The following is a 20,228-nucleotide window of genomic DNA, read 5'->3' on the forward strand; positions in this document are numbered from 1 at the left end:
TCAAAGGAATATCACAATTCCACCGGACAAAACCCATTGCAAATCTTTCCTCCGTTCTGTATAATTTCTGTAACTATAATAAAAACATCACAAGGACAGGAAGTTTTTCATGGAACATTCATTACATGTAACCCATATAAAAATAAAAAGATCACAGCTTTATCTCACAATACAGCTCCCCAGACCGGATATGAAGATTCAGGCAGAACTTTTTTATCAGAATTCTTCACAAAATTTCCGGCATCAGCTCCGCTGTGTTTCCAAAAATCCACAGAACCTGATCTTTCAGATCGATGTCTCTGTTCTGGAACCTGGTGAAAACGACTGGAACCTGCGGCTGTATTCAGACGACTGTCCAGACTCCTGGATGCCTGTTATTGGCAGCCGTCTTCGCATGCAGCTTATTCTCGGCAGCTACTCTGTAAAAAAAGACACATGTCTGTTTTTCCCGATGGGGAGTACCGGGCATCGTTTTATCCTGCGGAGCCGTCCACTGCGGTCATACGACAGTCCTCTTTTTCATTTTAAAGAACTCGCCGCTTTTGGTCTTGGCAAACTGATGAACCCACTCTTTAAGAAACGGCATATCTGGCTGATCTATGAAAAATACTGTATTTCTGCTCAGGACAATGGTTTTTATTTTTTCCAGTATTGTATGAAACATCTTCCAGCAGAAGAAAAGAAAAACATTTTCTTTATATTGGACAAATCTTCCCCACAATGGAAGGCCACACGGAAGTATCGTTCCAATGTCATTCCATTCCTGAGTTTCTGCCATCTTCTGTACCTCATGACAGCCCGGCTGTATATTGCTTCTGACAGCCGGCTTCATGCCTTTGCGTGGAAACCGATGCCAAACCTTATCTCCCGGGAGATCAACAAACATGATATTTATTTTCTCCAGCACGGTGTTCTGGCATTGAAGCGGGTAGAGAATCTTTTTGGAGCCAGCGGCACAAGTTCCATGACTTATTTCACAGCTTCTTCCGAAATGGAAAAAGCGATCATCGAGCAGGACTTCGGATACAGACCAGAACAGATCCCTGTGACCGGTCTCAGCCGCTGGGATGTTCTGAAAGACAGATCAGATCTTTCGCATCCTTCCATCCTTGTTATGCCAACATGGCGAAGCTGGCTGGAAGACCAGAGTGATGAAACCTTCCGGCAGAGCAGTTATTACAGAGAATATGCTGCCCTTCTGAATGATCCGAAACTCCGGGAATTTCTGCATCAGACGCATACCGAACTGATCTTTTATATCCATCCGAAACTCCGGGAGTACATCTCTGCTTTTCATGCAGATGATCCGCTGATAAGGCTGATCCCATTTGGCAGTGTTCCGCTGAACCAACTTATTATGAAATGTTCCATGCTGATCACCGATTATTCCAGTGTATCGTGGGATGTTTATTATCTTGGCAAACCGATACTTTTTTATCAGTTTGATCTGGACAAATACAATGAAACAAATGGAAGCTATATCGACATGGAAAAAGATCTCTTCGGCGAACGCTGCCTTACCAGAGAGGAACTGCTTCCGAAGATTCACGAATACTATGAAAATGGTTTTAAAGAAAAGACTGCATACGCAGAAATGCGAAAGAAATATCTCGCTTATCACGACCACAACAATCGCAGACGAACTTATGAATTTATAAAAGACCAGGGCTATTAACGCCCCGGTCTTTCTTCTTATCCTATCAATTCTGTTAATACTTTTATGAAAAAGATCACGATCACAACCACGATGATCGGCTTAACGATCTTGCTTCCATTACTTGTAAAGCAATGGCTTCCCAGATAATTTCCTATCATATTACAGCACCCTGCTGCAAGTCCCAGCGGAATATACGCAGCCCCGTTGAACAGAAATACTGCAAGTGCCGAAATGTTTGTAGTCAGGTTGATCGCTTTTGTTGTCCCTGCCGCATCATGCAGAGAAAGATGACAAAAAGCTGTAAAAAGCAGCATCAGGAATGTGCCTGTTCCCGGTCCATAGATTCCGTCATAAATTCCAACTGCAAATGCGATAACGATACATTTCATGATCAGATTCGGAGTTACTTTATCTACCACTTCGTAATCTGGATTTTCCTGTAGTGCTTTGCTTCGAAGCACATAAAAAAGAATGATCGGCAGCACGATCAGCATGGCGATCTTCAGTACTTTCTCATCAATCATCAGTGTGATCTTTGCCCCAAGTGCAGATCCTATAAAGGCCGCTACAATGGATGGTGCACAGATCTTCCATTTCATAAATCCCTGACGCAGATAATAAAAAGATGATACTGCTGTTCCCATACTGCTGCTGATCTTATTTGTTGCGATCGCTGTATGCACCGGCAGACCTACGATCATATAGGCCGGAAGTGAGATCAGTCCGCCTCCGCCTGCGATCGAATCCACAAAACCTGCCAGAAATACAAAAAAGCATACAACCAGATAGACTAAAACAATGTGTTCTCCCATAACTCTCCCCTTATTCCTTGTTTATTTTATCTCTCAGAAATCAGAGTAGGACGCAGCATCTGCACATACTCTTCATCCAGAACTTCTCTCAGAAAATCCACATACTCCTGAAAAGACAGTTCCCCATCCGGTGTGAGGATTTCAAAATCTGTATGATATACATTCGCAGACAGCCCGGTCTCTTTCAGACCATTTCTCAGGTAAAAAGCCTTTCTCCTTCTACGTTCCTCTGCATTATCGGCCTGTTCATCCTGTGTCTCGATCTCAAAGATATATTTCTTATTCTCAAAATGTGCAAGCAGGACTTCCAGTCCCTTACTTCCATAGCCGCAGCTCCGCTTCTCCGGTGTTATCGCATAGTAATCCAGAAGCGCACGATCCCCGCTGATCATATTGATGGCAAGTCCTACAAACTCATCTCCATCCACCATCGCAAGCATTTCCATTTTGCCGTCATCGACAAGCTGTTCCATTACATGCAGCGGCTTTTTTTCCTGCTCCGGAAATGCATTGTCATACAATTCATAAAGCTGTGCTTTGTATCCCGCTCCCTCATCTGCGATATTTATTAGTTTCATAGTTTTCCGACTCCTGTCTGTTAATTGCTGATCATATCCGGCCAGGAAAGGATCTCCGCTGAAATCTCCGCTTCATAATCTCCTTCAATATCCTGGCTTCTTCCAGCCTCATAAATATTGGTCTCTGCTCCCCAGACTCCATCATGATATTCCCACACATGGAATTTCAGGCCGCGGAACATAAAATCAAGGCTCCCGCATCCGTCTTCTTCTGTGTATTCATATTTGATATTCTTTTTTTCCAATGCATCCTGTACTTTTTGTAATCGCATTTCTCTTCCCCCCAACTGTTTATCTGCAAAACTGACTACTATTATATGCAAAATACGCCTGAAAAGCAAGTTTATCTACTTGCAGATAGATCCGGAATGCTTTATGATAGTAAAAGACTAAAAAAATACGAGGAAGTGTACAGCTATGACTACAAAGATAGTTTTTCATGGAAGTGACATAGAAAAAATATGTGAGTACTATCATTTAAATAAAGAAGATATCGTAAAATTCGGTGCCAATGTCAATCCGCTTGGACTCTCATCCAAAGTCAGGGATGCACTGGCTTCAAATATTGACCTTTTTTCTTCCTATCCGGATCGAAATTATACTTCTCTTCGAAATACAATTTCTGAATACTGCAATATTCCGGCTGACTTTATCCTCCCGGGAAATGGATCCAGCGAGCTGATCTCTCTGTTGATCCAGGAAAGAGCTCCGAAGCATACCCTGATCCTGGGACCAACTTATTCCGAATACTCCCGTGAACTTTCTTTCTCCGGAAGCACACAGGAATATTATCATCTTCAGGAAGAACGGGATTTTTGCCTGGATATTGATGATCTCTGCAAGACGCTCGAAAATGGTTACGATTTCCTTATTCTCTGTAATCCTAACAACCCGACTTCCTCTGCGATTACCCAGAATGAACTCCGTAAACTGATCGCTTTCTGTGCTAAGCATAATATTTTCGTGATGATCGATGAAACTTATGTAGAATTTGCACCGGATATCAATGAGATCACCGCAGTTCCGCTTACACAGGAATTTACGAATCTCATGGTTCTGCGTGGCGTTTCCAAATTCTATGCCGCACCGGGAATGCGTCTTGGCTACGGTGTCACCGGAAATATGGATTTTCTCGCCAAAATGAGAGAGAAACAGACACCATGGTCCCTCAACAGTCTTGGTGCCTATGCCGGAGAATTAATGTTCAAAGATCAGGAGTATATCCAGAAGACCAGAAATCTGATTCTTTCTGAAAGGGACAAACTTTACAAAGAACTGAAAGAACTCCCAACATACAAAGTTTATCCTGCGTATGCAAACTTTATCCTGCTCAAGATCCAGAAACCGGGACTTACTTCTTCCGATGCCTTCGAAGCCTGCATCAAAGAAGGGCTCATGATCCGTGACTGTGCTTCTTTCCAGTGCCTTGACGGAGAATTCATCCGCTTCTGCATCATGATGCCAGAAGATAATACACGTTTACTTAACGTATTAAAGCAGCTGTGATCCAGCTGCTTTTGTCTTATTCTCTACTCTCTTTTGCCTTTCGTTTCTCTATCATTTTCCACACAGTTTTACAGAGTTTTGGTTCCTGGATCACAAAGTGGATCGTTGGATTTTTTGTTTTGGAAAGCATAATCCAATTTTCATCCATAATGGATACCTGAAGATTTCTGAATTTTGGTGCAGAATTTTCGATCAGAATATAATTTGTATGGCTGGCAGCAAAATTTCTCGTTTCTTCAAGATGTTTTTTGTATAAATCTGCAGAATACCATAATTCCTGACCGCCAAAGATACCTGCCAGCGGGATAAAACAGAATTGAATATTCGTCTCCTCCTGCACGGCAACTTCATTTTCCATTTCACTGTGTTTCAAAATATCTTCCACCCTTGTTTTCTGGTTCAGATAATAATACTTCAGCTCTCTTATAAATTCAGAAGAAAAATAGTTTTCGGAAATGATCTCATCTAAAGTCGCTTCTGACATTGTGTATAAGGGCAGTGACGGAAGGATATTTCTCCGTTTTCCCTGCTCCTTCTGATCTTCCAGCAGAAACCTGGAAAATTCCTGTTTATTTTCTTCTCTGTACACTTTCATCAGGACATTTGCCCTTGAGATCAGATTTCGGATCTGTTTATTGTAATAAGCCACTTCCTCTTTCTTTTCTGTCACATAGTATTTGCTGTCTTCATCGAAGCCCCTGACCGCACCTTCGCGCAGCGCAACTGCACCTGAAACTCTGATCCCGTTACAAAAATTATTTCTCCGGCTCTGATAAAGACAATAAGACTCCATCTGTCCCGCCATATAAACCGGAATCCATTTTTCCATCCCAAGAAGAAGTTCATGGAGCGATCTGCTCATATTATGGATAACTACCAGTTTCAAACCTTTTTTCTGCAGAAGCATAATCCCCTCGATCCATCGATTACAAAATTCCGGATTTCCGAAGATATTTTCAACAGGCATATCGCTGTAATGAATTGACGGCTCCATAGATTCCGAAGCCAGCGTCAGCCTGATAAAATTCATTTCTGCCTTCATCATTCCTTCTTTTCCATAATATATTTTTCGTGTCGTAAAAGGGAGGGTCACATAGGACTCTCCCGATTTATCAATCTTATGCAGGCATTCATTCAGATCAAACTCATCTATTTTTCGTAAAAATATATCTGTCGGATCAACCAGTGGATCTTCTCCGGTGCACAGCCATTCCTCCAGTGCTTTTACAGCTTCTTCATCGTTTCTGATCTTATCCTTCTCAACTCCCAGTAACTGCCGGATCCCTGTACGGTCCGCAATATGATGTTCCAGAATATATGCCGCGACCTTTCCTGCAAAATCCTCCGGATCTGCCGGTCGCCTCTGTCCGCTCTTGATTCTCTGAATATAGGAAGGTTCGTAATACAGCTCCTTTGTCATCTTGCTGACTTTGATCTCAAGCGTATCGATCAGCATATTCAGATTTTTGCGAAATCTCTCATAGTCAAATGAAGTTATTTCCAGCTGCTTCTCAAGTATCTTATAAAAGTTTTCTCTGGAAAATCCAGTATATTTTTTTCTGTTACTTAAAATCTGCAACCCATCGAGTATTTTTTCTAACTGTTCACTTCTCTGCTCCGGAACTCTTTTTCCTGAAACATAGCGATTTACCGTACTGGCCGGCAGATTTCCCGCCTCAGCAAGTTCTTTCTGTGTACAGTTCATTTCGTCCAGGCTCTTTCTCAGTTCTTCATGAAACATCATAAGTGTACCTTCCTGCCAATGCTTTTTTGCACTTTTGTTATTTTATGGTGCATTATAGTATAAAAATATAAACCACGCTTATATTTAGTACAAATATTTCTATATACGCAACATTATCTCACCATATGCAGATACTTTTCCTTCGTAGCAAGTCCCCCACGGATATGACGCTCCTGCTTGTTTACATCGAGGACCTTCCTCACTTCCATTGCCAAGGATGGATTGATCATTCTGAGACGTTCTGCACAGTCTTTGTGCACCGTACTCTTGCTTATCCCAAATTTTTTCGCCGCCTGCCGCACCGTTGCCCTGGTCTCAATTATGTAACATGCTACTTCCACTGCCCGCTCTTCAATATAATCTTTCAAAGGAAAATCCCCCGAAGACACTGTTTTTATAGTGTATGCGGGGGATTCTTGTAAACATTCCTTATTCTTTTAATTCAGTGAGATCTCATCGATCAGCTTCAGTTCTTCTTTCGTAAATGGTGTACAGCTGATCGCTTTTACATTGTCAAGGATCTGCTGCGGTTTGGATGCACCGATCAGTACACTGGTCACTTCCTTCTGCTGAAGGAGCCATCCAAGAGCCATGTCTGCAAGTTTCTCGCCACGCTGTGCTGCCAGATCGTTCAACTTACGGATCTGATCAAGTCTGTGTTCGTCAAGAGCGCTTTCCTTAAGGAATCTTCCGTCTGTACGGATACGGCTGTCTTCCGGAATGCCATTCAGATAACGGTCAGTGAGCTGTCCCTGCGCAAGCGGGCTGAATGTGATGAGTCCTTTCTTGAGGATGCCGGTTGTTTTCTTAAGTCCGTTCTTTTCTACCGTTCTGTCAAAGATAGAATAACGGTTCTGGTTGATCACAAACGGGCAGCGCAGGTCTTTGAGGATGGCAGCCGCCTCACTGAGTGTTTTGCCATCGTAGTTGGAAAGTCCGACATAAAGTGCCTTACCGCTCTGAACAGCACTTGCCAGTGCTCCCATTGTTTCCTCCAGCGGGGTATCCGGATCCATTCTGTGATGATAAAAAATATCCACATATTCCAGTCCCATACGTTTCAGGCTCTGGTCCAGGCTCGCAAGAAGATACTTGCGGCTCCCCCAGTTTCCGTAAGGACCATCCCACATTTCATAACCGGCTTTTGTCGTAATGATCAGCTCATCACGGTAAATTCCCAGGTCTTCCTTAAGGATCTTGCCAAAATTCTTCTCCGCACTTCCCGGCTCCGGTCCATAATTATTCGCCAGATCAAACTGTGTGATCCCATTATCAAATGCTGTAAAACAAAGCTGCTTCATATTTTCGAAATTCGCAGTATCCCCAAAATTATGCCACAACCCCAGTGACACCTTCGGCAGCATCAGCCCACTGTTCCCGCAGTGACTGTATTCCATAGTTGTATATCTGTCTTTTGATGCAGTGTACATGATTTTTACCTCCCAATATGCGCATATATTTTATTGCTTTTATAGAAGATTATCACTTCAAGTACACTTGAAGTCAAGAAGTTTTCACTCAATTCACATGATTCATCTCAGGCTCTTCAGATATACCTTCTGTTCCGGTGTTATCCGGTAGCTTTCGACGGCTTTCTGGATTGTCTTCCTGTGTACCCATTCCGGGAGACGCCGTTCTTCCAGATAGGGAATGGTCGCTTCCCATTGTTTTGCCAGAGCTGTGGCAAGATACCAGGCGATCATCATGTTTACATAATATTCTTCCGAACGGACTCCTGCTGCAAGTTCCAGGTATTCCGGTTCAAAAGCCTCGTCCAGATAAAAACTCATCAGCAGACCGATCCCATAACGGATCGTATAAGTTTCACCGGAAGCGATCCAACTTCTGATCTCCGGCAGAAGTTCTTCTCTGTGCTTCGCAAAACATTTCGGTGCTGGCAGGTCACAGGTCGCCCAGTTATTTATATATGGAAGAAACTTCTTCACTTCGGCAAGACAGGTTTCGTAATCTTTGATCCCTGTCACGATCATCATATGCATGTTATTTTCTTCATAATATCGGTGTGGAAGGACCTGCAGAAATTCTTCTGCCTCCGGTGTCTTTGCAAATTCTTTGGCAAATTTACGCAGCATCGGTGTACGGATCCCTATCAGGGTTTCCTTATCAGTCCCCGGCAGAAGTTTACTGTGGAAATCCCTGTACTTCAAATCCTGCATTTCAAATAACTGTTCCTCTAATTTCTCAATATCCAGCATTTCACTGTCTCCCCAAATTCTGTATTTTTATCTGTATTCCTCTCTCACACAACAGGAATCCTGATCTCCGTCACAAACTTGTCCGTATCATTCGTCATTCCATAATCGATCAGCGTGATCTCCCTGGAAAATCCGGCGATCTTAAGGCCCCGTTCCCGTATGTACTCCAGAAGTTTCCTGTAATACTGCGGTGCCGCATTGTGCCCTCCGCAGAAACGGATCGATACGCATTTCTGTTCTGGAAAAATCTCCGTTTTTCCTTCGTAAATATCTTCCTCATCAAGTCTCAGAAAAACAAGGTCATAACTTTGAAAATCGTCCTTCTTTAATTTTTCTTCTGAAATCCCCACGCCAACTTTGCCCAAGAATGCCAGCGGCTCCTTCTGCCCTTTCTGCAGACGGCGGATGGCAGTTTCCAGATCAAGATACGATTCCGGCTTCAGGGAATCTTTCATCCATGCGATCCTGCATTTCGGTGTACAGACCATTTTTATCTGATCCAGTTCTGAACTCACCGCATCCCGAAGCTGTTCCAGGCGGTGGTCGATCTTCCCTGCAATGATATCCAACTCCTGTCTTTTTTTCTCGATGATCTCTTTCTGCCGGACCAGCTTCTCCTCCATCACCTGTGTGTCTCTGTCATGTAGAAACTCCGCGATCTCCGAAAGCGGCAGATCCAGCACCCGCAGATAACGAATCGTATTCAGCACTTCAAGCTGACGGACTCCATAATAACGATAGCCTGTTTTTTCATCCACATACTCCGGTTCCAGAAGTCCTTCCTGCTCATAATGGCGTAAAGTCCCCATGCTGACATGAAAAATTTTTGCCACCTCTCCGATCTGGAGCAGTTTTTTATCCTGCATAATGTCCCTCGTTTTCAGATTTTTTCTTACTGTTGTTACCCTTTTTGCACATGATATACCGCGTCTCATACCATGTCAATCCCCTCGCAGAATATAAAAAGCCTCTCTTTCGTACAATCCCTGAGGTATATTTTTCCTGTTTTCTTTATATCTTTAGATAAAAGCCTTTTCGGAGTCTGTCATGCCAAGGGACAAACAAAAAGCTTCTTCCCGGATGGATATGACCATGCTGACCCTGGTGATCCTCCTGACTGTTTTTGGTCTTGTCATTCTTCTCAGTGCCAGCGAATACAATGGCAGAGTCCGTTTCCATGACTCTGCCTATTACTTCAAAAAACAGCTCTTTGCCTCTGCGCTCGGGCTGGGTGCTATGTATTTTGTTTCCAGTATAGATTATCACTTTTTTGTCCAGCTCGCCCCTGCAGCATATCTTCTTTCCATGCTTCTTTCAACAGCCGTGCTTCTCTTTGGACAGGAGATCAACGGTTCCAGGCGCTGGCTGAATCTCGGTCCTCTTTCTTTCCAGCCATCCGAATTTGCCAAAGTCGCTGTTGTCCTTTTTCTGACCTGGCAGATCGACCGCTCCCGCAAAAAGACGGACGGATTCTGGTTCATGTGCCGGACGATGTTTACCCTGCTTCCCATTGTCGGCCTGGTCGGTTCCAACAACTTAAGTACCGCGATCATCATTCTCGGAATTGGTGTCATTCTGATTTTTGCATCGTCACCTCATTATCTCCAGTTCATCGCTCTCGGCGGTGCAGGCATTGGATTTATCGCCATTTTTCTTGCTGCAGAAAGTTACCGTCTGGAGCGCCTTGCGATCTGGCGGGATCCTGAAAAATATGAAAAAGGCTTCCAGACGATCCAGGGACTTTACGCAATCGGAAGCGGCGGGCTTTTTGGACGGGGACTGGGTAACAGTATACAAAAACTGGGCTTCGTACCCGAAGCCCAGAATGATATGATCTATTCGATTATCTGCGAAGAACTCGGTCTCACCGGAGCCATTCTCCTGATCCTTGTTTTTGGTCTGCTCCTGTGGCGGCTCTGTGTGATCTCCATGCACAGTACAGACCTTTCCGGTGCGCTTCTCTCTGCCGGGATCATGGGACATCTGGCGATCCAGGTCATCCTAAACATCGCCGTTGTCACCAACACGATCCCCAACACAGGGATCACCCTCCCCTTCATCAGTTACGGAGGAACTTCCATTGTATTCCTTCTCGGTGAAATGGGGCTTGCCCTGAACGTCAGTCATCACCGCAGATAAATCTTATGTATAAAGATAACCAACTAATGTCTTTTAGAAGAAAAATCCTCCCACAAGATAGACCACAAACGCTGCCAGCCATGCGATCACGCATTGCCCGATCACAACACCAACTGCCCATTTGCCACCAAGTTCTCTCTTTATAGAAGCGATCGCTGCCACACATGGTGTATACAGAAGACAGAACACCAGAAGGCTTGCTGCTGAGAGCGGTGTAATACAGGAAAGCAGTGTCGCTGTATTTCCAAACAGAACAGACAGTGTGGAAACAACACTTTCCTTTGCCATAAATCCTGTGATCAGTGCTGTGGAGATCCTCCAGTCGCCAAATCCCATCGGTCTGAAGATCGGTGCCGCTACACTTGCCACCATGGCAAGAATGCTGTCTTTGGAATCCTCCACAATGCTGAGATGCGCATTGAATGTCTGCAGGAACCAGATCACAAGCGTTGCGACGAAAATAACTGTAAATGCTCTCTGCAGGAAATCTTTTGCCTTATCCCAGAGAAGATGTCCGACATTCTTTGCTCCCGGCATACGATAGTTCGGAAGTTCCATAACAAACGGAACCGCCTCTCCACTGAAGAGTGTCCGGCGCATCAGAAGTGCCATCAGGATTCCCATCACGATCCCTCCAAAATACAGTGCGATCATCACGATCGCTCCATGTTCCGGGAAAAACGCCGCTGTAAAAAATGCATAGATCGGAAGCTTCGCAGAACAGCTCATAAACGGTGTCAGCATGATCGTCATTTTACGGTCACGCTCTGACGGAAGTGTACGGCTCGCCATAACTCCCGGTACGGTACATCCAAAACCGACCAGCATCGGAACGATGCTCCTGCCGGAAAGCCCGATCTTACGAAGCAGTTTGTCCATCACAAACGCAACCCGCGCCATATATCCACTGTCCTCCAGAAGCGAGAGGAAGAAAAACAACGTCACGATAACAGGAAGGAAACTCAAGACACTTCCCACTCCGTTAAACACACCATCGATCACAAGAGAATGAATGACATCGCTCACATTCGCTGCCGTCATCCAACGGTCCACCATACCTCCAAGTGCCGTGATCCCCATATCCAGCAGATTCTGGAGAAATGCTCCGATCACACTGAATGTCAGGAAAAACACAAGTCCCATGATTCCCACGAAACACGGGATCGCTGTATATTTGCCGGTCAGAATCCGGTCGATCTTCATACTGCGAAGATGTTCCTTACTCTCTTTTGGTTTGACAACCGTTTCATCACAGACTCTCTCAATAAAATCAAACCGCATATGTGCGATCGCCGCCGCCCGATCGAGTCCACGTTCTTTTTCCATCTGCTTTATGATGTGTTCCAGAGTTTCCTTCTCATTCTGATCCAGCTTCAGGCTGTCCATGATCAGCTGATCTCCCTCTGCCAGCTTTGCCGCTGCAAAACGGACCGGGATTCCTGCTGCCTGTGCATGATCCTCGATCAGATGCATGATTGCATGAAGGCATCGATGAACAGCGCCTCCGTCTTTATTTGCATCACAGAAATCTATGATCCGTGGTTTCTCCTGGTATTTCGCAACGTGAAGCGCATGCTCTACCAGTTCGTCAATACCCTCGTTCTTGGCTGCCGAGATCGGTATGACCGGAATTCCAAGCATTTCCTCCATGCGATTGACCAGAACAGAGCCTCCATTCTGTCTCACCTCGTCCATCATGTTCAATGCAAGGACCATCGGCACATCCAGCTCCATCAGCTGCATGGTCAGATAAAGGTTTCTTTCTATATTAGTAGCATCAACGATATTGATGATTCCCTTCGGGTGCTCATCCAGAACAAAATTCCTCGTTACGATCTCTTCGCTGGAATACGGTGACATGGAATAAATTCCCGGAAGGTCTGTTACCAGTGTATTGCTTTTGCCACGGATCATTCCATCCTTACGGTCTACCGTAACACCCGGAAAGTTTCCCACATGCTGGCTTGATCCTGTAAGCTGGTTAAACAGCGTCGTCTTGCCACAGTTCTGGTTTCCCGCCAGTGCAAATGTCAATGGTACATGATCCGGCAGTGGATGTTCATCCTTCTTTTCATGGAACTTTCCACCCTCGCCAAGTCCCGGATGCGGCATCGCCTCGGCTGCTTTCTTCTGCAAAGGCGTTGGCTTCTGTTTCGTTTCTTTTGCATCACGGATATTTTCAATCTCAATCTTTTCCGCATCTGCAAGACGCAGTGTCAGTTCATAACTGTGGATACGAAGTTCCATCGGGTCTCCCATCGGTGCATATTTCACCATGGTCACATCACCCTTCGGAATCAGACCCATGTCCAGAAAGTGCTGTCGCAAAGCCCCCTCGCCACCGACAGAGCGAATCGTCGCGGTTTTCCCGATCGGCAGTTCTCTTAATGATGTCATAATCTGCTTTCCTCTTCTTTCCTCTGTTCTTTAGTTTTTATTGATATTTATTACTGTTCACAGGAAATATCCTGCGAGGTGTTTTGCCATGAATATGGCAAAATCCCGAGACATACGGGGCAAAATGCCATCACCGAAGGTGATTTGGAATGCATTTTGACCAAATTACTGTGAGCGAAGCGAACAGTAATGATACTTTTTCTCAGTACGTACGAACTAACCGTATGCTAAATGAGAATATTTGTCAATAGTTATTCTGTAAAAAGTCAAAATATCGTAGTTTTTGGTCAGATTCTCATAAGATTTTTTTCATTCTGACCATTATAATAAAGTACAGAATTTAAGGAGGAATTTCTTATGGAACGTAAATGGTGGCAGGACAAAGTAGCCTATCAGATCTACCCAAAAAGTTTTTATGATTCAAACAATGACGGAATCGGTGACATTCCGGGAATTATACAGAAATTAGATTATCTCAAAGACCTCGGTGTGGATATTATCTGGATCTCTCCATGTTATCCATCTCCTTTTGCAGATCAGGGATATGATATTTCAGATTACTATGACATCAACCCTGCATTCGGAACTCTCGAAGATATGGACCATCTTCTTGCCGAAGCAAAAAAACGCGATATGTACATCATCCTGGACCTGGTTGTAAACCACTGCTCTGATGAACACGAATGGTTCAAAAAAGCCTGTGAGGATCCGGATGGAAAATACGGAAACTTCTTCTACATCGAAGACCGCAAAGAGGGAGAACTCCCGTGCAACTGGAGAAGTTATTTCGGAGGCTCAGTCTGGGAACCGCTCCCGGGACATCCGGACAAACAGTATCTCCACGTCTTCCACAAAAAACAGCCTGATCTTAACTGGGAAAACCCGGAAGTACGCGAGGAAGTTTACAAAAACATCAACTGGTGGCTTGACCGTGGAGTCAGTGGATTCCGTATTGACGCGATCATCAATATCAAGAAAAAACTTCCATTCAAAGATTACCCGGTTGACCGCCCGGACGGACTTTCCAGTATCCACTATATGCTTGAGGATGCAACCGGTGTCGGAGAATTCCTCGGCGAGATGCGTGACCATACTTTCAAACCACACGATGCTTTTTCTGTAGGTGAGGTTTTCAATGAAAAGGAAGAAGAACTTCCTGATTTCATCGGAAGCAACGGATATTTTTCCAGTATGTTTGATTTCTCCACGACCGTATTCGGTGGAAGTCCGAACGGATGGTACGACCACAAAGAGATCACACCGGAAGATTACAAAGAATGCTGTTTCCACTCCCAGAAACGTATCGGCGATATCGGATATCTGTCCAATATCATCGAAAACCACGACGAGCCGCGCGGTGTCAGCCACTACATTCCTGACGGAGATCTTTCTCTCCAGAGCAAGAAATTCCTGGCTGCCATGTACTTCATGCTCCGCGGACTGCCGTTCATCTATCAGGGACAGGAGATCGGTATGGAAAACCTGACATTCACTTCTATTGACCAGGTGGATGATATCAGTTCCATCGATGAATATCATGTAGCCCTGGACGCCGGCTGCACCGAAAAAGAAGCTCTCGCCTGTGTCTCCAGATACAGCCGTGACAATGCCCGTACACCGGTTCAGTGGGATACTACCGAAAACGCAGGATTTTCCAAAGGTACTCCATGGCTTCCTGTAAACCCGAACTACAAAGACATCAATGTAGAAGCTCAGGTAAATGACCCGGATTCTTTATTCTCTTTCTACAAAGCACTGATCGCTCTGCGCAAAGATCCAGAGTACAAAGAAACCATCGTTTACGGCGAACTGATCCCTTACCTTGAGGAACAGCACAATCTGATGTCCTATTATCGAAAAGGCGACAAAACTCTCCTGGTTCTCGGAAACTTCCAGAAAGAACCACAGAGTGCAGTCCTTCCGTCCGCATACAAAAAAGTACTTCTCAACAACTACCCGGAAGTATCTGTAAGCGGAAATACTGTAACACTTGACAATTATCAGGTTTTGATCCTGGAGCTTTAATATTACCCCCTTAATATTGCTTGTTTATTTATCATCTTTTCTTTCTTCAGGCAACTCCAGTAATTTAAAAAAGCCCCCGCGAAGTTTTCCTTACTTCGCAGGGGCTTCTTTAGTATCTGGGTATTTTTTATTTGCAGAGTTCTTCTGCCATCTTGTCCAGTTCTTCGATATTTTCATCACTTAAAGAAGACATGATCTTGACTGTATTGTCCAGCCAGGTGATATTCTTGCTCTTCTCGAATTTCGCCTGCATAACTTTGGCTGCATTCGGAGCCCAGCTTCCGTTCTCGATCAGACCGATGGTTCTGTTCTGGTAGCTTCTCTCTGTCAGATGGTCGATGTATGTCTTCATGAACGGGAAGATATCTGCATTGTAGGTGATGGTTGCAAGAACCAGTTTACCGTAGCGGAATGCCTCCTCAACTGCCTCTGCCATGTCATCTCGGGCAAGGTCAAATACAGTAACCTTCGGGCAGCCTTTTTCTTTCAGTTTCTCAGCCAGGATTTCAACGGCTTTCTTGGTGTTTCCATAAACGGATGTGTATGCGATCACAACACCCTCATCTTCTACTTTGTAAGAAGACCAGATATCATATTTCTCAATATAATGTCCCAGATTCTCAGTCAAGACCGGTCCGTGCAGAGGGCAGATGATCTGGATATCCAGAGTTGCAGCCACTTTGAGAAGCTTCTGAACCTGCGGACCATATTTGCCGACAATACCGATATAGTAACGGCGTGCTTCGCAGTCCCAGTCTTCCTCTACATCAAGTGCGCCGAATTTACCAAATCCGTCAGCAGAAAACAGAACTTTGTCTGTGCTGTCGTAAGTTACCATAACTTCCGGCCAGTGTACCATCGGAGCAAACACGAAAGTAAGCACATGTCTGCCAAGGGTCAGGGACTCACCATTTCCAACTTCAAGAGTTCTTCCCTCAAGATCCAGGTTTCTGAAGAAGTTCTTCATCATGCCAAAAGTCTTGGTATTTGCCACGATCGTTGTATCCGGATATGCATTCATAAAGTTCTCGATATTTGCTGCGTGGTCCGGCTCCATATGCTGAACTACCAGGTAATCCGGCTTCGCGCCATCCAGAACTGCTGCGATGTTATCGAGCCATTCCTTTGTGAAGTTTGCATCAACAGTATCCATAACTGCAATCTTCTCATCCTTGATCACATAAGAATTGTACGCCATTCCATTCGGCACATCATACTGACCTTCAAACAGGTCTACCTGGTGATCATTTACACCTACATATAAGATATCATTCGTGATTTGCATTGTAATTTCTGCCTCCTTGACTTTTGTCATTTTCATCGTTTCTCCTATTATAGCATCCTTTTTCTGGAAAAGAAACACTTTTAGTTGAATACTTTACTTTTTTTATCCAATTTCAACTCTCTTCGTATTTTTCCCGTTTTTACTGTAAAAAATCCGTCGAACGTGGTATGATAGAAATAATCTCCGGAAATATCCCGGAACAGATTATGTGATTTTAGTTTTGGAGGAAATAATCTTGAGAAAACAAATATTAAGTTATCTTGAAAAAAACAGCAAAATGGATTCCAAAGAGATCGCCATTCTGCTTGGCACAGAACCAGATGTTGTTGAAAATGAGATCCGCAAGATGGAAGAAGAAAAAATCATCTGCGGCTACCACACCATGATCGACTGGGACAAGACCAGCTCCGAAATGGTCACTGCACTGATTGAAGTGCGTGTAACACCACAGCGTGGCCAGGGATTTGATTCCATCGCAGAACGTATCTACAAATATCCGGAAGTCCGTTCCGTATATCTGATCTCAGGCGGCTACGATCTGATGGTCATTCTCGAAGGCAAAACCCTCAAAGAAGTTTCCCAGTTCGTAACAGACAAACTGTCCACACTGGATTCTGTCTTAAGTACCGCAACCCACTTCATCCTGAAGAAATACAAAGACCACGGTACGATCTTCGATCAGAAAATCAAAGACGAAAGGATGCTGGTGACACCTTGAGAAAACTTGTAGCAGACAAGGTGGCAGCCATCCAGCCATCTGGAATACGTAAATTTTTTGACATCGTAAGTGAAATGGATGACGTAATCTCTCTCGGTGTCGGCGAACCTGATTTTGATACTCCATGGCATATCCGTGATGAGGGTATCTACAGCCTGGAAAAAGGCCGGACATACTACACTTCCAATGCCGGACTCCTGGAACTCCGTCAGGAGATCAGCAAATATGTACAGAACAAATACAAAGTTTCCTACGATCCCAAGAGTGAAATCCTTGTAACCGTAGGCGGCAGTGAGGCGATCGACCTCTCCATGCGCGCCATGCTGGAACCTGGAGATGAAGTCCTGATCCCGCAGCCATCCTTCGTTGCATACGAGCCATGTGCTGTCATGGCAGACGGCGTGGCGAAATTTATCGACCTCAAAGCTGAGAACGAATTCCGCCTGACCGCAGATGATCTGCGCGCAGCGATCACTGACCGTACCAAAATCCTGGTCATGCCATTCCCGAACAACCCGACCGGTTCCATCATGCCACGTAAAGAACTGGAAGAAATCGCCCAGGTTGTGATCGAGAATGATCTCATCGTAGTATCTGACGAGATCTATGCAGAACTGACTTATTACGATGAGCCGCATGTTTCCATCGCAAGCCTTCCGGGAATGAAAGAGCGTACACTCCTTCTGAACGGTTTTTCCAAGACTTTCGCCATGACTGGATGGCGTCTTGGATATGCATGCGGACCTGCTGAACTTATCAAACAGATGACCAAACTTCACCAGTTCGGAATCATGTCTGCACCGACTACCAGCCAGTATGCAGCGATCGAAGCACTCCGCAATGGTGAAGCAGCTGTACAGGAAATGCGTGAGGCCTACAACGGACGCCGCCGCTATCTGATGCATGCTTTCAGAGAAATGGGGCTGGAATGCTTCGAGCCATTCGGTGCCTTCTATGTTTTTCCGTCAATCAAAGAATTCGGCCTGACTTCTGATGAATTCGCAGAGCGACTCCTTCGCGAAGAGCATGTCGCTGTCATTCCAGGTTCTGCCTTCGGCAAATGCGGCGAAGGATTTATCCGTATCTCGTATGCTTACTCTCTGGAGAATCTTAAACTGGCAATGTCACATCTTCAGCGATTTATTGAGAAATTACGCAGCGAAAAACAATAATTCTTTTGCATAAGGATCATATAATGCAAAAGCAGCAGAGAATCAATTTTTCTCTGCTGCTTTCATGTTATAAAGGAACATTCCAAGTGATGCCAGAATGATTAGTCCATATCCTATGAAACTGTATTTATCCGGAATCTCTCCAAAAAGGAAAAATCCAAGAAGTGTTGCAAATATGATCTGCGAATAATCAAAAATCGATATCTTGCCTGCCGGTGCATATGTATACGCTGCCGTGATCGTAAATTGTCCGCCCGCCGCAAAAGCACCTGCCATCAGAAGCGTTCCAATCTGGGTCCAGGTCATCGACACATAATGAAAAATCATATATGGCAGTACAAACAGACAGGAAAACACAGAAAAATAAAACACAATAACAGGCCCCTTAATCCCATGTGTTCCAAGTACCCGCACCATTGTATAGGCAATTCCTGCTCCAAGTCCTCCACAAACACCAATAAGTGCCGGGATCAGTGCCGCATCCTGGAATCCTGGTTTTACAACAAACAGACATCCGATAAATGCCAGGAATACACAGGCTCCCTGCACCGGTGTGATTTTTTCCTTCAAGATCAGAAACGAAAAAATGATGGCAAAAAACGGAGACAGTTTATTCAGAATGGAGGCATCCGCTACTAGCAAATGATCGATCGCATAAAAGTTACAGAGTATTCCAAGTGTACCAAACGCACATCGAAGAAAAAGTATTCCCAGATACTGCTTCTGCACCCTTGGTACAATATGATTTCTGGTCAGAATCACTGCCGCAAAAACAGCAGCCACCAGATTACGGAAAAAACTCTTCTGTATAGATGGAAGATCCCCTGCCAGACGCACACTCACATTCATACACGCAAAGAAAAACGCCGACAGAATGATCATGACCATTCCCTTTATATAATTTTCCTGTTTCATATGATTTCACCATACCTTTCTCTTTTCCAGTGTTTCTATCATAACACTATTCCTGAGGAAGATACAATAGAGATTCTTTGTAACTGTTCGCAGATAACGATTGTTTTTGTTAATTTTTCTTTCTGCAAAATTATATATAGCGATTTCGACATTTTTCGGCTATAATAAAGTCTGTACACACACTTAGAGAGACGCGGCACCTTATTACAACGTTAAAGCCGCTTCAGAACGGAGGATTATTATGGAAATTGTTTGTTTAGACCTTGAGGGCGTACTGGTACCTGAAATCTGGATCGCATTCGCAGAGGAAACCGGTATCCCGGAATTAAAGAGAACAACAAGAGATGAGCCGGACTACGACAAATTAATGAAATACCGTCTCAATATTCTGAAAGAGCACAATCTTGGACTGAAAGAGATTCAGGAAACAATTTCCAAGATTGATCCACTTCCGGGCGCAAAAGAATTCCTCGACAATCTCAGAGAAATGACACAGGTAATCATCATCAGCGATACCTTCTCTCAGTTCGCAGGACCTCTGATGAAAAAACTCGGCTACCCGACTATCTTCTGCAACTCTCTCGTTGTAGCAGACAACGGCGAGATCACAGACTTCAAGATGCGCTGTGAGAAATCCAAATACACTACGGTCAAAGCCCTGCAGTCTATCGGCTACGACACCATCGCCAGCGGCGACAGCCACAACGACCTCGGCATGATCCAGGCAAGCAAAGCAGGCTTCCTCTTCAAGAGCACCGACGCCATCAAATCCGAATACCCGGAAATCCCGGCATATGAGACATATGACGAACTCTACGATGCAATTAAAGAAGTGATTGAAGGATAATTTTTCTAATTCCATTTTTAACCAAAAAACTCCCTGACATTTCAGTTCCTTTTATGAAAAATAAGATTCTGAATCGTCAGGGGGTATTTTATTGTAGCAAAAAAGCGGGTGATGGGAATCGAACCCACGTATCCAGCTTGGAAGGCTGGTGTTCTACCATTGAACTACACCCGCATCTGTAATGCATTTACTATAATATCATATTTTCCAGAAAATG

At 44.5% G+C, this 20,228-nt stretch carries 17 protein-coding genes, 1 tRNA gene and 1 pseudogene; 7 read left to right on the top strand and 12 right to left on the bottom strand.

The genetic code is table 11. The features are described 5' to 3' along the window. Positions 1 to 109: 109 nt before the first annotated feature. Complete coding sequence (locus tag WMO75_RS07285) at positions 110 to 1,675, top strand: CDP-glycerol glycerophosphotransferase family protein (RefSeq protein WP_303223595.1); 1,566 nt, start codon at positions 110 to 112, stop codon at positions 1,673 to 1,675. A gap of 17 nt (positions 1,676 to 1,692) precedes the next feature. Here WMO75_RS07285 and WMO75_RS07290 read toward each other — a convergent pair whose 3' ends face one another. The 3 genes from WMO75_RS07290 to WMO75_RS07300 are packed head-to-tail and all read right to left on the bottom strand — an operon-like array spanning position 1,693 to position 3,319. Next, positions 1,693 to 2,469: a sulfite exporter TauE/SafE family protein gene (locus WMO75_RS07290; protein ID WP_303223594.1), complete on the bottom strand. Its 777-nt coding sequence runs from the start codon at positions 2,467 to 2,469 to the stop codon at positions 1,693 to 1,695. Between the two features lie 26 nt (positions 2,470 to 2,495). Beyond that, positions 2,496 to 3,047: a GNAT family N-acetyltransferase gene (locus WMO75_RS07295; RefSeq protein WP_303223593.1), complete on the bottom strand. Its 552-nt coding sequence runs from the start codon at positions 3,045 to 3,047 to the stop codon at positions 2,496 to 2,498. A gap of 20 nt (positions 3,048 to 3,067) precedes the next feature. Then, on the bottom strand, positions 3,068 to 3,319 hold the full coding sequence (locus WMO75_RS07300; protein WP_022213421.1) for a hypothetical protein: 252 nt from the start codon (positions 3,317 to 3,319) through the stop codon (positions 3,068 to 3,070). A 145-nt stretch (positions 3,320 to 3,464) separates the two neighbouring features. On the opposite strand from WMO75_RS07300, the gene WMO75_RS07305 reads away from it, so the two are divergent. Then, entirely contained in the window at positions 3,465 to 4,553 is a 1,089-nt protein-coding gene (locus WMO75_RS07305; protein WP_118253143.1) for a pyridoxal phosphate-dependent aminotransferase, read from the top strand. Positions 4,554 to 4,569: 16 nt separating this feature from the next. Here the strand turns inward: WMO75_RS07305 and WMO75_RS07310 are convergent, their stop codons facing one another. From WMO75_RS07310 to WMO75_RS07330, 5 genes are all read right to left on the bottom strand, one after another. Continuing rightward, positions 4,570 to 6,297: a helix-turn-helix domain-containing protein gene (locus WMO75_RS07310; RefSeq protein WP_349077875.1), complete on the bottom strand. Its 1,728-nt coding sequence runs from the start codon at positions 6,295 to 6,297 to the stop codon at positions 4,570 to 4,572. 113 nt (positions 6,298 to 6,410) lie between these two features. Beyond that, a complete protein-coding gene (gene spoIIID, locus WMO75_RS07315) occupies positions 6,411 to 6,665 on the bottom strand; it encodes a sporulation transcriptional regulator SpoIIID (protein ID WP_022213424.1) in 255 nt (84 codons plus the stop codon). Between the two features lie 69 nt (positions 6,666 to 6,734). Then, positions 6,735 to 7,727: an aldo/keto reductase gene (locus WMO75_RS07320; RefSeq protein WP_303223592.1), complete on the bottom strand. Its 993-nt coding sequence runs from the start codon at positions 7,725 to 7,727 to the stop codon at positions 6,735 to 6,737. A 102-nt stretch (positions 7,728 to 7,829) separates the two neighbouring features. Continuing rightward, positions 7,830 to 8,513, bottom strand: coding sequence for a DNA alkylation repair protein (locus WMO75_RS07325; protein WP_199705007.1), 684 nt, complete (start codon positions 8,511 to 8,513; stop codon positions 7,830 to 7,832). A gap of 44 nt (positions 8,514 to 8,557) precedes the next feature. Continuing rightward, a complete protein-coding gene (locus tag WMO75_RS07330; RefSeq protein ID WP_303019496.1) occupies positions 8,558 to 9,379 on the bottom strand; it encodes a MerR family transcriptional regulator in 822 nt (273 codons plus the stop codon). A gap of 181 nt (positions 9,380 to 9,560) precedes the next feature. On the opposite strand from WMO75_RS07330, the gene WMO75_RS07335 reads away from it, so the two are divergent. Next, the gene (locus WMO75_RS07335) at positions 9,561 to 10,652 is read left to right on the top strand and encodes an FtsW/RodA/SpoVE family cell cycle protein (protein ID WP_303223591.1); all 1,092 of its coding nucleotides are present in this window, start codon (positions 9,561 to 9,563) and stop codon (positions 10,650 to 10,652) included. A 33-nt stretch (positions 10,653 to 10,685) separates the two neighbouring features. On the opposite strand, the gene feoB is transcribed toward WMO75_RS07335, so the two are convergent. Further along, complete coding sequence (feoB, locus tag WMO75_RS07340; RefSeq protein WP_118699083.1) at positions 10,686 to 13,049, bottom strand: ferrous iron transport protein B; 2,364 nt, start codon at positions 13,047 to 13,049, stop codon at positions 10,686 to 10,688. Between the two features lie 357 nt (positions 13,050 to 13,406). On the opposite strand from feoB, the gene WMO75_RS07345 reads away from it, so the two are divergent. Beyond that, complete coding sequence (locus tag WMO75_RS07345; protein ID WP_173905411.1) at positions 13,407 to 15,074, top strand: alpha-glucosidase; 1,668 nt, start codon at positions 13,407 to 13,409, stop codon at positions 15,072 to 15,074. A 130-nt stretch (positions 15,075 to 15,204) separates the two neighbouring features. Here WMO75_RS07345 and WMO75_RS07350 read toward each other — a convergent pair. Continuing rightward, positions 15,205 to 16,359: pseudogene (locus tag WMO75_RS07350) on the bottom strand (FprA family A-type flavoprotein); the annotation flags it as partial. 235 nt (positions 16,360 to 16,594) lie between these two features. Here WMO75_RS07350 and WMO75_RS07355 point away from each other — a divergent pair. Both WMO75_RS07355 and WMO75_RS07360 read left to right on the top strand, forming a co-directional pair. Continuing rightward, on the top strand, positions 16,595 to 17,077 hold the full coding sequence (locus tag WMO75_RS07355) for an Lrp/AsnC family transcriptional regulator (RefSeq protein ID WP_022213432.1): 483 nt from the start codon (positions 16,595 to 16,597) through the stop codon (positions 17,075 to 17,077). Continuing rightward, positions 17,074 to 18,249, top strand: a complete 1,176-nt coding sequence (locus WMO75_RS07360; protein WP_302700783.1) for an aminotransferase class I/II-fold pyridoxal phosphate-dependent enzyme — start codon at positions 17,074 to 17,076, stop codon at positions 18,247 to 18,249. The genes WMO75_RS07355 and WMO75_RS07360 overlap by 4 nt, the downstream gene beginning before the upstream one ends. 42 nt (positions 18,250 to 18,291) lie before the next feature. Here the strand turns inward: WMO75_RS07360 and WMO75_RS07365 are convergent, their stop codons facing one another. Beyond that, complete coding sequence (locus tag WMO75_RS07365) at positions 18,292 to 19,164, bottom strand: DMT family transporter (protein WP_302700784.1); 873 nt, start codon at positions 19,162 to 19,164, stop codon at positions 18,292 to 18,294. A 241-nt stretch (positions 19,165 to 19,405) separates the two neighbouring features. On the opposite strand from WMO75_RS07365, the gene thrH reads away from it, so the two are divergent. After that, positions 19,406 to 20,011 (top strand): bifunctional phosphoserine phosphatase/homoserine phosphotransferase ThrH, encoded by a 606-nt coding sequence (gene thrH, locus WMO75_RS07370; protein ID WP_302700785.1) that lies wholly within the window; start codon positions 19,406 to 19,408, stop codon positions 20,009 to 20,011. Positions 20,012 to 20,114: 103 nt separating this feature from the next. Here thrH and WMO75_RS07375 read toward each other — a convergent pair. Continuing rightward, positions 20,115 to 20,185, bottom strand: a tRNA-Gly gene (locus WMO75_RS07375). Between the last annotated feature and the right edge of the window lie 43 nt (positions 20,186 to 20,228).

This window comes from Blautia intestinihominis (assembly GCF_040096655.1).
GTDB classification, from domain to species: domain Bacteria; phylum Bacillota; class Clostridia; order Lachnospirales; family Lachnospiraceae; genus Blautia_A; species Blautia_A intestinihominis.